The sequence below is a fragment of the Candidatus Defluviibacterium haderslevense genome (assembly GCA_016712225.1).
Lineage (GTDB): Bacteria > Bacteroidota > Bacteroidia > Chitinophagales > Saprospiraceae > Vicinibacter > Vicinibacter haderslevensis.
In genome coordinates this window covers 343,415-357,887 of the sequence record JADJRL010000003.1, presented here as the reverse complement: position 1 = coordinate 357,887, position 14,473 = coordinate 343,415, and the positions used below count along the sequence as shown (strand labels likewise).

General features: G+C 32.1%; 8 protein-coding genes. 5 read left to right on the top strand and 3 right to left on the bottom strand.

Annotated elements, in window-relative coordinates; genetic code table 11:
* Positions 1-8 precede the first annotated feature (8 nt).
* From IPK88_01740 to IPK88_01730, 3 genes are all read left to right on the top strand, one after another.
* The gene (locus IPK88_01740) at positions 9-1,616 is read left to right on the top strand and encodes a T9SS type A sorting domain-containing protein (GenBank protein ID MBK8242122.1); all 1,608 of its coding nucleotides are present in this window, start codon (positions 9-11) and stop codon (positions 1,614-1,616) included.
* Positions 1,617-1,921: 305 nt separating this feature from the next.
* A complete protein-coding gene (locus IPK88_01735; protein ID MBK8242121.1) occupies positions 1,922-2,908 on the top strand; it encodes an MBL fold metallo-hydrolase in 987 nt (328 codons plus the stop codon).
* Between the two features lie 193 nt (positions 2,909-3,101).
* Positions 3,102-4,211 (top strand): hypothetical protein, encoded by a 1,110-nt coding sequence (locus tag IPK88_01730; GenBank protein ID MBK8242120.1) that lies wholly within the window; start codon positions 3,102-3,104, stop codon positions 4,209-4,211.
* Positions 4,212-4,807: 596 nt separating this feature from the next.
* Here the strand turns inward: IPK88_01730 and IPK88_01725 are convergent.
* On the bottom strand, positions 4,808-9,562 hold the full coding sequence (locus IPK88_01725) for an esterase-like activity of phytase family protein (GenBank protein MBK8242119.1): 4,755 nt from the start codon (positions 9,560-9,562) through the stop codon (positions 4,808-4,810).
* 361 nt (positions 9,563-9,923) lie between these two features.
* Here IPK88_01725 and IPK88_01720 point away from each other — a divergent pair, with 361 nt between their 5' ends.
* Positions 9,924-10,880, top strand: coding sequence for a Fic family protein (locus IPK88_01720; protein ID MBK8242118.1), 957 nt, complete (start codon positions 9,924-9,926; stop codon positions 10,878-10,880).
* Positions 10,881-11,020: 140 nt separating this feature from the next.
* On the opposite strand, the gene IPK88_01715 is transcribed toward IPK88_01720, so the two are convergent.
* Positions 11,021-12,367: a DUF3836 domain-containing protein gene (locus IPK88_01715; GenBank protein MBK8242117.1), complete on the bottom strand. Its 1,347-nt coding sequence runs from the start codon at positions 12,365-12,367 to the stop codon at positions 11,021-11,023.
* 301 nt (positions 12,368-12,668) lie between these two features.
* On the opposite strand from IPK88_01715, the gene IPK88_01710 reads away from it, so the two are divergent.
* Positions 12,669-12,818, top strand: a complete 150-nt coding sequence (locus tag IPK88_01710) for a hypothetical protein (GenBank protein ID MBK8242116.1) — start codon at positions 12,669-12,671, stop codon at positions 12,816-12,818.
* Here the strand turns inward: IPK88_01710 and IPK88_01705 are convergent.
* Positions 12,802-14,337 carry a T9SS type A sorting domain-containing protein gene (locus tag IPK88_01705; GenBank protein ID MBK8242115.1) on the bottom strand — a complete coding sequence of 512 codons (1,536 nt, stop codon included), beginning with the start codon at positions 14,335-14,337 and terminating at the stop codon, positions 12,802-12,804. The two genes, IPK88_01710 and IPK88_01705, sit on opposite strands and share 17 nt — an antisense overlap.
* Positions 14,338-14,473 lie beyond the last annotated feature (136 nt).

Genomic DNA, 14,473 nt, shown 5'->3' with positions numbered 1-14,473 from the left:
TAACGATTATGAAATATTTATTTACAGCATTTTGCTTATTAAGAATGTGTTTCTTATTACAAGCTCAGGCTTTAGAAACCTTAGACATTAACAATATTATTGCTACTGTGAGTTCTAATGGTGAACTTTTTAAAGAATTAAAATTGAAGACAGATCCCGACAAAAACTTAATGAACTCGACATCTTTATGGATGGGTGGATATGATCCTGCAGGTGCATTGCATTTTGCAGGACAAACAGATTTTTCAAAAGGACATGAACTTTTTTATGGGCCTATTGATGCAGACTATAAATCTTTTGATTATGATTTAAAGTATGACAAAGTTTGGAAATTAAATAAGACGATGATTGAGGATCATAAAAAGAATTTTAATAAACCTGGATATGTCATTCCAAAAGAAATTAAAGAATTTCCGCAATCGAATTTTGATAAAGATAGAGCTTTTACTAGTGGATTATTTCTCTTTGAAGATTTAAACCATAATGTATGGTATGAACCTGAATTGGGAGAATATCCTATAATTTTAGGAGATCAATGCATTTACTTTATTCTTAATGATACTAAGGAAAAGCATTCAATTACTAAAGGTGATCCTTTGGGTTTTCAAATTTTGGGAATGCTCTGGGGATATCAATCTTCTTTAGAATCCGTCAATCAAACTATTTATCTTACCTATAAAATCATAAATAAATCTAACAATACCTATCACAATTTTTATATTGGACTCTTTAGTGATATGAATAGTGGTGATCCCGGAAGCAATTATGTTGGATTCGATATTCCTTCCAATTCTTCCTACACTTACTCTGCAAACAGTAATGATCCATTATTCGGTAAAACACCTCCTGTAATTTCATTAATGAATATGGGTAATAGCTTGACATATATTAATGATCGGCACAAGAATTGGTTTATTTCTTACACCGACCCAATTTCAACAGAAGCTCCAGAAACAGGAAGCCCTGGTACAGTGAATGATTATTACCATTATTTATCCGGAAGATGGAAAGATGGATCCAGAATTGCTACACAAGGCACAGGATACAATCCGGGTTCATCTAATCTTTCGAATTTTTTATTCACTGGGGATCCCAATGATAGTAGTCCCAATTGGAATGAAGTCAGCGCAAATAATAAGCCCGGTAATCGAAAATCAGTTCAAGGAATTGGACCTTCTACGATTGAACCCGGTCAAATTTTTTGTTTGAACTATGCCATTACGGTGACACGGGATGTAACTGGAGATCATATTAGCGGGATAAAAAAAATGAAAGAACATATCCAAGAAGTTCAGGATCAATTCAATAATCCATTAAATCTTTTTTGTGCAGTCTCTCCTAAGACAAATACATTTGATGAAAATGGTAACAATAGACTTCAAATAGTTCCAAATCCAGCAAGTCATAAAATGAACTTAAAATCAGAAGATTTAATTACTGGAGTTCCTTTGATCTATAGAATATTTAGCACTACCGGGCAGCTAGTTGATCAAGCAAAACTTATTCATTCGGGAAATTTGGAAATTGATATTTCTGATGTTCCAGCAGGGATGTATTATCTTGCTCTTACTCAGGGAGCATTAAATATTAAGGGGAAGATTCTCGTAATGAAATAAATGTTTAGTGTAATATCTTTTTATTCCGCTTAGATTAGTTAGAATTTAAGCGGATTTTTTTTTATTTTTGGAAGTTGTTTTGTTGAAAAATTAAGGAATTATTTAACATACATTCTTAAATTCGATTGTTGTATACCTTCTTTGAGTTGCTGTTCTTATCCATAGCGCCAAGCTAAATTGAATAGTTAGATTTCGATTTTAAAATAATAAAATTTTGGGCATTTTATTTTTCTTTGTATTTTAGCTTTAATATTTGTAAAAGTTATTCAACTGCGCAGTTTAATTGGATCCAAAAAATAATAAAAATGAAGAAATTATTTGTTTTAGGTAGTCTGGTATTCCTGGTGTTTACATCTTTAAGTTATCATGAACATAAAGTCACTAAAGAAATAACAGAAGGAACGATTACAAATTTATATGATGCGTTTGGCAATAAGGAGTCATTAACTAAGGATTTTGGTTTTTCATGTATTACAAAATACCATGGCACTACAATACTGTTTGATGCAGGGAGCAATGCTGATATATTTCAAAAGAATACAAACCAACTGGGAATTGATTTAGCCAAGGTGGATATTGTGATCATTTCACACGGACATTTTGATCACCTGAATGGAATCGATTATTTATTAAAAGTAAACCCAAATGTCAAAATATATTTTCCATACGACATATTCTGGGGAGCTCCGGTGCCTTTTGATGCAACAGGTCAGGATCCTAAAGTAAAAGATTCACTACCTGTGCACATGCAATATTTTAATGGAGGTGATACTAAATTTTCGATTAATCAATCTGGTCGATTTTGGAAAGCCAATATTGAATTTATTAAAACGTCAAAAGAAATATTGCCTGGATTAAATATTATTGCCACAAATTCTCCTTTCATGGGATATTTTTCATGTTACCCGGGTAAGAGTTTCGTCGAAGGACAATTTGATCATAAAATGGATGCTTGTAAAAATACTAACCTTCCTGAATTATCTTTATCTATGAAAACAGAGAAAGGTGAGGTGCTCATCGTGGGATGTTCACATACCGGAGTTGAGCAAATCATACGTCAGACAAAAACAATGACTATGAATCCGATTGAATTGGTTTACGGAGGATTTCATATGATACCATTTGACAGAAATAAGACCATGGAATTGGTGAAAATAATTCAGGATGAATTACAAGTTCATCGGGTTGCACCTGCACACTGCACCGGGCATCTTGCATTTAAAATTTTAATGGACGCTTATAAAGATAATTATGTCTATTCAGGACTTGGCGAAACTATAGGATATCAATAGTCTAAGGAATGATTCGGATTAACTTTCGTTCTAAGAATCCAAAAGTTAAAGTATAATTATAACCAGAAGTGAAATGCATCTAATGCATTAATGAATCAAGTAATCAGCTGCCACCCTTTGTTATTGAGATAAATTCTATGTTTTCCAAATTATGTTATATATTTGGTTTATTAACATCATTAATGGATTATATATGAAACAATACGAAGACAATGGAATTCACAGTGAATTCTCACCAAAATTGGAAAAAGAGATTCAAGCTAATTTTGATAAGCTTATGGCATTTAGAAATGAGAGAATTTCTAAATTCAACAAAAAAGCGGATCAAATAGCCAGTCAAGTCCATCGGTTCGAAAAGAAAATACTTAAAAAAGACGATCAGTCCAAAATATCTAATGCTATTGAAGAGGCAAATCTCAAAATGCAGATGGATAAAATTAAAAAAATCGGCAGTTTGGATGTGATGACTAAGATACAATTGAAGTCAAAGGAAGTTATGAGGGCCAATGTAGTAAGCCAGATTTCATCATTAAAAAGAGTTTTGGCAAATCGTAAAAAGCATCATGTGTTGGTCGACCAATTGCTGCAAAATGTATATGGACCTCCACCTGATCATTTAAGTGGTATAGCAGCAGAAAGCATCAATGCGTTCGCAGATTGGTCCGGCATTGATGAATCCGTAACACAATTCAGACCACCATTTCCACTAAGTATGTTGATCCAAGAAGATTTCAATCATGGATTTGACTCCGTAGATGATCAATCCTTTGTAGATCCAGTTTCAGGATTTATATCTAATCAAGTGAATACTGAATATACTGAGAATGGTTGGGGGGCATACCATACTACAGTTTTTTACGATTCTTCGGCTGCATTAGGTGTTAATTACAGAATGCCTGCGACAGGCATCATACAAGTTGACATATTACTTCAAAATACATTAAATGAAATGAGTGTTCATCTGTGGGATAATTTTGGTATGTCTGATGGGAATATAAAACTGAAAGGCTCAGTCTATTTAAGCATCTTACATCCTAATAATATTCAGGATACACAAATTGAATTGTGTCATTTAAACGTAAGTTCTGATGGGGATGATGTTAACAGAAGAAGTAGTGATTTGATGACACAGTATCCTTATGCATTATCATTTAGGAGTACTGGAGCTTTTCCCGTCAATAGTAATATTCAGGTTTACATCGGTACTAAGATTACAGCATCTGCACAATTAAATGATATGGATTCTTTTACTTATTGTGATTTTGCATGGGCGTTGAAAGTGATTGATATAAGGGTTGTGTAAGAGGTTTTGGCGAACATTTCTGTATTAACAGAACTCCTAGCCCTTTGCAAACTGGAAAAGCGGTTGAAAAATTATTTTGGTTGTTTGATTTTCTTTAAAAATTAATTTTCGTATTAATTGGCAACTTTTTGTTCTTTTTTCATGAAAAAAAAGAACCAAAAATTCTAGCCTGCCTGACTAGCCACGCAGGCAGGGCTGTAAGATCTAAGCCTAAAATAATTTCATGAAACCTAATTTCAAAAAACTCGCCAATGGCCTTCTTTCATTTGTTTAGCTTAACACTTGCCCAGATCGCATTATTGTTCTTTCTATAGCATAATGTTGAGCTCAAACAGTTTTGAATTTTTTTTTATGTTTTCAATTCAACTTCCATCAAGCCTAACAAATTAGCTTCGAAGGCTCCGCTAATTTGTTAGGTTCACTTCACTAAAAGACATTTTTATGTCTTTTAGTTCGTTCATCTTAAGGCCGGTCCAAATTTCTATGACTACTTATTGAACTGGGCAAGGTGTTTTGGTATTTTATAAAATTATTTTTTAAAAAAAAAGGGAAGAACCAAAAATGATTCTTCCCTTTCTTATTTCTAAAAATATTGATTAAAAAACTTTGGCAAGTTTAAATTGGTATTTGGTATTACCTGAAATAAGTTCTATGAGGTACATGCCAGGAGCAAGGGTACTCGTATTGATTATTTCTAGATTATTTCCAGCTTGAAAATGTTTATTTGTAAATGGGGACTTAATCAACTTTCCATTGATGTCTTGAATAGTGCAAGATATTACTTCATTACTATTCAATTTGAAATTTAAATTAAGATATTGATTAAATGGATTTGGTGTGAATTGGAATTGATCCATATTTAATTTGCTATCATTAGTTGATGTAGACATCAATCCATCTCCAGCAATTTGGAACGTGAATTGTTGCTCATTGAAATCAGTATTTCTTAAAACAAGTTTAGCATTTCTTGTACCAATTTTTGTTGGCTTGAATGATAAAGTAAAATTTTGTGACGCATTACCATTGATCGTTAATGGAAGAGTTGGTTTATTTTCAATCACAAAATCTCCAGCATCAGCACCAACAATATTCATCTCAGTTATATTTAAATAACCAAGGCCCGTATTATTGATTTGGAATGTTTTTGATAATGTTAATCCCATCTTTAATGGACCAAAATCTGTATTATCATCTATAGATGGTGTGATATCGTTAATGATAATATTTTTGTTGTTTCCATAAATTTCAATTTCAGGATTTGATTTATCAGTAGATGGATTATACAAGGTTAATAATTGTCCACCTTCTACAACTTCTCCTGGAATCGCATAGTGAGCTTGATCAACACATAAGAACATTCCAGGTCCTAGAATTTCCTGAGCATCAATAATGCCTGAAGCTTCTTCATCTTGTGTTAGAAAGTCATCCGCATTAATTCCTGCAAGAAATTTAGTTGGCAGGTGTTGTCCAATGAGAGTTAATGCATCAGTTTGAATATTGTATTGCCACATTTTTGCAATATGTGTTTGATTACCTGGATCTTCTTGGAGCATGATATGTCCAGAATTGTCGATTGTAATATTGTCAATCATTCGTTGGCCTTCACTTCCATCTAACACAGCTGTTATAGTGCCACCAATTTCCCATCTATTCACATCAGTGAATCTGCATCTCCATAATCTACTAGGAGCATTGAACGCATTAGTTGTAGCAAAATAAAAATCTTGTGGATTTGATGGATCCCATGCGCCATCTTCAGGTCTTAAGAATGCTGTAACTCCTAGGGTATTGCTTTTTGTGTTCAAATCAGCACCAGAGATAGCAGAAACATCACCTAAGTCAATTAAAGTAAATGGAGAATTAGCTGCTGGAGTAGTTCCGCTTACTTCACTTGTTAATCCTGTAACAGCTAAGCCATATAAAATTCCATTCGTTAATCCGGCTCTTTCTATTTCATTTCCTTGATTCGTTTTAGTACCGGAATAAAAATATACCTGACCTGGTGTTGAATCATCTAATCCAGCAATAAAAGTTTTATCACCAGTAGTAGGACAAGCAACAGCATTTTCCCAAGAGAATTTTCCAAGTTTAGGTAATTCATAAGACACGCCACTATTTGGTCCTGAAGCGATATGTGCAAAAGCTCTTCCTTCATTTCCAGCTTCCTCACCATTCATAAATATTCTTTCTTGGGTTCCATTACCATTGGTAATATTATAAAATGCAGAAACAGGAGGTAAATCTGCGGAGCATAATCTATTTATACTTGCAAGAGTAGAAGGATTTGCAGCATTATAAGTAGTATATCCAGTTCCATTCCATAAATTAAGATTTCTGATTAAATCTGAACCAGATTTTATAGTAAGATCATTTTTATTGATTATCCATTTAGAAACAAATGCTCCTTTAGAACCATGAGCTCTAGCCACTCCAGCAGTATTACCTAATTCATGATTCACTAAGAATGTAAATGTACCATCATGGTTATCAAATGCACCTGTACCATCAGGAAGTCCAGCCATTTTGTAACCATTGATATCGTCACCAGCAGTAAGAATCGATGAATATTTTACCTCTGGGGCTAAACCCATTAAATAGGGCGCATCAGAACTGTTTGGGCCAGCACTAAGTGATGCATTGTAAGTATCTGGATTAAATAAAGATAATATTTGTCCACCTTCATATATTTCACCAGGAATACTGTAATGTGTTTGATCCACTAATAAGAAATGACCAGCGCCAAGGATATTTTGTACATCAATTATTCCAGAAGATTCTTCGTCTTGTGTTAAAAAATTAGCTGCACCAGTATTGAATCTGGTAGAATCGTGTGTAGCAATTTGAGTTAATTTATTGCTATGGATATTGTATTGCCAAATTTTTGCTAAATGAGTTTGGTTACCTGGATCCTCTTGTATTAAGATATTTCCATAATGATCCATACAAATATTATCTAACATTCTTTGTCCCTCAGTACCATTCAACATTACAGATATGGTTCCTCCTAAAACTGGATTTTGAATGTCCGTAAAACTCAATTTCCAAAGTCTGCTTGGAGCGGTAAAAGAATTGGTTGTTGCAAAATAAAAATTATTGTGATGCTCTGGATCCCAAGCGCCATCTTCTGGTCTTAAAAAATTAGTAACAAGTAAACTATTACTTTTTGTATTTAAGTCAGCGCCCGTTGTTTTGCTAACATCTCCTAGATCAACAAGCGTAAATTTAGTGTTTGCAATTGGTGTGCTTGCGCTAATTTCTGTAGGCAATCCTTCTACGGCAATACCATACAGATTTCCTTTGCTTAATCCGGCTTTGTCTATATTTGTTCCAGTATTGGTTTTAGTTCCAACATAAGCATACAATTGACCCGGAGTGGAATCATCCATACCCATGACAATTGTTTTATTCGAAGGCTCAGGACATGCCACAGCATTCTCCCAAGAGAATTTTCCCAGGTATGGCAATTCATAACTTGTTCCATCTTCTGTACCTGATGCAATATGTGCAAATACTCTTCCTTCATTCCCAGCTTCTTCTCCGCTTAAGAATATTTTTTCTTGAGTTCCAAGTCCTGTTGCGGAATTATAAAAAGCAGATGCTTCTGCTAAATCTGCAGAACATAATCTATTAAAAGCGGCAAGTGGCGATGGATTTGAATTATTATATGTATCATAAGAAGTTCCATTCCATAGTTTAACATTATTAATTAAATCAGAACCTCTGATAACACTTAAATCAGTTTTATTAATTACCCATCTTGAAACAAAAGCACCTGTAGAACCATGGGATCTTACAGATCCTGATGCAGCAGGAATTTCATGATTTAAAAGCATGGTAAATGTTCCGTCTTCGTTGTCAAATGCCCCGCTACCATCTGGTATTCCTACCATTTTATAACCATAGCCATCATCTCCTGCAGATAAAATGGAAGTGAATTTTACTTTCGGACCTGAAGGTGTAAGGTAAGGTGATTGCGAGCTGCTAGGTCCAGTTATTCCTTGATTTAATGTGGTTTTGGATGCTTTGAAATTAGGAATTTTATTAGCATTCATCAAACCATAAACCAATAGATGTGAATTAATATTTGTTGCAATTGGAATACCATCTTCTTTTGGACTTACTTGACCGTAATCATTATCTATACAGATTGCAATGGTACTATCATTAATGATAGAAATACCTTCAGCTTTTTCATAAACGCTAGGCCAACCATTAGCTAGAAGATCCATGAAAAGTTGTTTTTTAACAGGCTTAATTCCAGCTGATTCTAAACCTGCAGAATCCACTAATGCCTCAATGGTTTTACCATTGTACAATCCTGAATTAATGGGTGTAGCTTGATTGATATTGATCAAGTAGATTTTTTTAAAATCACTTGTGCCTCTTAATGCTTGTTCGATGACTAGAAATGTAGTATCATTTATAGCTGTCATATCACCGATCTTCCAATCTCTTAAACGAATTTGATTGGCTCCACTTGAACCGATGATTCCATCATTCAAATAGGCAAACATTTTAGTTGCATTGGTAATGGGATCTATTTCCAATATTCTATGAATTCTGCTGCCTTCACCTGTAGATTTATCAGGAAATAAAATGGGGCTTTGAATGAGAGAATATATTTTTCCATTTGGTGTGATGGCTATTCCTTCGAATCCTCTGTTGTTTTTTCTATATTTAAAAACGGTATCAATCTGTACATCAACGCTAGATGCTCCTGCTAGATTAGCATAAGGAGAATATCTTTGTTGTAAAATACCATTTTGATTGATTTTCCAGATGGTTGCTCCTCCTTCTTCGCATATCCAAAAAGTACCGTTTTTATCTACACCAATTCCTTCTGCATCAATTCCGAAGGTATCTTTTTCTACTGTTTTTGAAATAAAATTTGCACAATCTTGTACCGTATCGATGGATGGAACTTCTGTTGCAGTAGACCCAAATCCGGTAGGATTTATTAATCCGGTTGCTGGTTTTCCAGCTGGATTTTTAATAGTAATAGATTGAAGTATTTGTATGGAATCAGCATTTAGTCTTATACGATGAATTTTTGGAGAATAAGTAGGAAAGCAATACATTTTATCATAAGTAGGTTTGCAACCCGTTGGATTTGCGTTAGCGCAATCTACGTTGACGCCACGATCTGAACAAGTCCAAAATTCTTTTCCATTGGTACCTGCGATTGGAAATAAACCTGAGAATCCTCCTTCTCGAAAGTTTATTCCTTTGAAACTACCGATATAAGCAGAATGATTATTCTGATAATCTTGTAGCAAATTGATTTGTGCACTCAGTTCATTTTTTTGAAATGAAAGAAATGCGAATAGCAATAAGCAGTAAATTTTTTTCATAATAATTACACATTTTAGTTGCTCAAAATTACAATGAGGTCAACCCAACTACAGTAATCGCGATGTTGTGTATTTATTATGAAATTATTATGGCAATATGTATTTAAGATTAATAAATTATTAAGCACTAGATAAGTAAATGGGAAATAAAATTATGAAAAAGTGATTTAGTTATTATGTTAAAAAATATTTTTATTCAAAACAATTTGAAGTTATTTGGGGGCCACTTTATTGTGTTAGAGTTCATTCAACAACTCCATAAATGAATAAAAGTTCTATATGTAATCCAAAGTTCATCAAATATAAATATTGCAAGAAATTTAAAATTGAATTATCTTTGATAGTATCAAATGATAGTATCATGATTCCACCTTATGAAATCACTCCACTAATATTGAAGCTCATTGCCCGTATTTATGGTCAATTAGGGGAAGTGAAAGCTAATTTCCTCAGCAAGCCCAATCCGCAACTCAGGAAGCAAAATAAAATCAAAACCATTCACGCTTCATTACAAATTGAAGGAAATACTTTAACAGAGGAACAGGTTACAGCAATACTCGAAAATAAAAGAGTTATTGGACCTAATAAAGACATACTTGAAGTAATGAATGCCATTAAAGTCTATGAAAGTCTCGAACAATTTATTCCAACATCAAAAAAGTCCTTTCTGAACGGGCATAAACTACTTATGCAAGGATTAATCAAAGATGCTGGTAAGTATCGATCAACTGGAGTCGGAATTATGCATGGTTCGCAGATAGCGCATCTTGCGCCTCCGTTTGATATGGTTCCCCATTTAATGGATGATTTATTTGAATACCTGAAAAGTAAAGATGAATTGGTATTTATTAAAAGCTGCGTTTTCCATTATGAGATGGAATTTATTCATCCTTTTTTAGATGGCAACGGTAGGATGGGAAGACTTTGGCAGACACTTATATTGCAAAAGGAATATTCAGTTTTCGAATATTTACCTGTAGAGACCATAATTCATTCTAATCAATCAGACTATTATAAAGCTTTAAGCTTAAGTGATCAACAAGGTAAATCAACGCCATTTATTGAATACATGTTGGAGATAATAGCTAAGTCTCTCGAAGAATTACTTCTATACAATAATAGAATAATGACACAACAACAGAGGTTGGAATATTTTATTCAATTAGGAATTAGCCCATTTACTCGAAAAGATTATATGAATGTGTTCAAAGATATTTCATCCGCGACAGCAAGCAGAGATTTGCTATTAGGTGTTAAACTAAAATGGATCGTAAAATTTGGAAATAAAAATAAAACCTCTTATATTTTAAAATCTTAAGTAAGATAATTTTTACGCGATCTATATATACAATCACTTTAATTTTTGGATCACCCATCAAACTCGAATACCTTTCAAACCGATCACCTTTCAAACCGATTACCACTCCAACCGATTACCCGATTACCATTCCAACCCGATTACCGTTCAACAACAACTTTAAAACTTTTACCATCAATTTTTATGAAATACAATCCATTTGGAATATTCTGATTTAAAGCTAAGGTATTATTTCCATCATTAAAGACACCTTTTTTTAGAATATGTCCTGTTAGATCTATGAATTCAAAATTGGACTTGTTCTGAAGTATTACATTTAGGAAATTAGAATGGGTTGGGTTGGGGTAGATATTAATAATCTCGTTATTTACATTGGAATTGCCATTGACTACATGTGTGCATATGTATTCTACTCTTATATGATAATCAAAATAGTTGGCACTAAAATTCCAATGATAATAATATTCTATGGCTTTTAAATCTCCGTCGGATCCATATTCATTGGTGAACATAAAATTATTTATCCATTCATTCTTATCAGAGATCCAAATTTGTTCATAATTTACAGTTGGCTTAAAATTTATATCATATAAATAAATATATTTTAAATTATTGATCCAAGCATTATTTAGATGATCCCAATTTTGTGTTATTTTTTCTAATAGTTGATTATTGGAATTATATATAGCAATGAATTGACTATGATTTTCCCATTGATTATTTGAATTTTCCCAGACTCTTCTTAAATAATTTGTTGGATTATTATTTGCATCATAAATATATGTTTCAATTACGTCATTGACCCAATCTGCAATGCTATTGTCCCATTTTTGATCTAATTTTTCCAATACATTGCCATTATTATCATTGATGAATTTATATCTAGAAGTATTTATCCAACTACTTGTTATAATATTCCATCCTTGCATTTTATGTTCTATTTGATAATTATTTGCATCGTACTGATTGGTCTCTTTACTGTGATTTATCCAAGTGTTATCTTCTTTATGCCAGGATTGTTGTAAAGTTTCTAATAGATTATGGTCTACACTATAACTATTAATGAATTGGGTTGTATTTTCCCATTTATTATCGGTTTTATTCCACATTTGGGATAATGTCGCCGTAAGACTTTTTAAACTATCATATTGCAGTAAATATTTAATATTGAATTCCCAATCATTTAGAACAGAGTTCCATTCTTGGTATATATGTTCTATTGAATTATTATTATACAAGAAGTTTAATTTCTTAACATTGACCCAATCATTAGAATTCCTATCCCAATTTTGACTTAGGTCTTCCAATAATTTATCTTCAGCATTATATTTGTAAATGGTTCTTTGAAAATTATTTTTAATTGAGGTTCCAGGTTCATACATAAAAGTTATAACAGTGTCTTTTCTGCACTCGGCATGAATTGTTGAAAAAATGCACATGAGTGTGAACATAAAAATTGTACCGGCGATGTAGTATGCTTTTTTCATAATGGAAATTTTTAAATGTAAATAAAATTTATATTTGGAAATATGTATTGTTAAATATTTCTTTCTCTATAATTGCATTAATGATCAAGTTATTAAATATGTAACTCTTTAGATAAACGAATCAAAAAGCAAAATGTATTGGGTACAGGTTTAAATTTGTATAATAAATTGTAATTTAGGGAATCATGACGTGAGTTCAAAGACTCCATCAATTAAGAAATATTTTTAATACAATTAGGTTATTGGATATTGTATAAAATAGTTCGATATAACACCCAATCGCAATACGATTAACAGTGGTATGAAACCATTTAAAGATATGGCTACAGCTATTATGAAGTTTATTGCTACTTTATCTTCTAAATTGGTTTATTTAATGAATTGCAATACTGACGGTTGCCAATCAACCGATTCCACGATTACCAATCATTTTATCAACGCTCTATTATAACCTTAAAGCCAAGGTCATTGATTTTTAAGAAATAAAATCCATTTGTAATATTCTGATTTAAAGCTAAGGTATTATTCCCTTCATTAAAGACTCCTTTTATTAGAATTTGGCCTGATAGATTCATTAATTCAAAATTGGATTTGTTTTGAAGAATTACATTCAGGTAATTACTATTAGTTGGGTTGGGGTAGATCTGAATATCATTACTTTTTCGAATATCTTGACTATTTACTAGTTGAGCGCAGATGTATTCTTCACGTCTATGGCTTTTAAAATACAAACCTAAAGTATCCCAGCTATTGTAACTATCTTTAGCGATCAAATCTCCAATGGGTGCATATTCATAGGTATATTGATAATTATTAAGCCATGCATTGTTGTTGATATTCCATAGTTGTATTAAATTAAATGTAAGTTTATTTGAATTATTGTATTCATTTGAATTTTTATAATAATTTTCCCAATGGAGATTTAAATAATTCCACATTTGAACTATTTGTTCTATTACTTTATTCTGAGAATTATATGTATAATTAATCTTCAAACTGTTTTCCCAATCACTGTTAAAAGTATCCCATGATTGATCAATTTTTTCCTTAAGATTATTATTTGAATCATAATATGAATAAGACCTTCCTCTGTTTTCCCAATCACTGATATCGGTATTCCATTCTGATCTGAGTTGATAAGTTTCATTATTAATGAGGTCATACTCATAGATGATTTTATTATCATTTATCCAAACGCTATCATTGATGCCTATTTGCCGTAAATATTCTGATTTTTTATTATTGAGATTAAATGTAAACAATTCTTTATCAACAAATGTCCATTTCTTTTTAAAAAAATCCCATCGTTCCCTATATAATTCGATTAGATTGTTATTACTAGCAAACTTATAATTATATCTTGTACCATTCATCCAAGTACTGCTATTATTATCCCAATATTGTGTAGTATATACTGTTTTATTATTATTTACATCATACTCATTATTTTCTTTAATCTGATTTTTCCAAATACTATCAACTTTGGTCCAAGTTTGTTTTAAAAATTCTATAAGGTTATTATTAAGGTCATATATATTTTTGACTTTAATGTTGTTAGCCCAAACATCACAACATATGTCCCATTCTTGATAAATTTCTTCTATTTGGTTATGGTTTGCATCGAAAGTAAATAGATCTCTGTATTTATTTTCCCAGACTGTTCCTCCTATATTCCATTCTTGATATAATAGTTCAATTCGGTTGTTATTCGAATCATAAATGTTGTTTGTTCTTTTTGTATTTTCCCAAATATTAAAACTTGAATTCCATGATTGATCTAATATTTCTAATACTGAATTCGAGGCATTGTATTTATTAATTGTTCTGGCTATAAGTTTTTTAACTGTTGACCCAGGATCAAAATTATAATATAGAATGGTATCAAATCTACACTGAGCACGTACCGATGTAAGATTAAAAATAAAAGCCAGAAGAATTATGGTCAAGGTGTTTCTAATATTTTTTTTCATAGCAGGATATTTAGAATCCAAATATAATACAAGTTATTGTTGGATTCATGAAACCATCGCAGAAAGAGATAATTAAAGGCTATTTTAACTAAATTTGAAAATTCGGGTTGGAACAAAAAAAAGATGGCCTGTCTCC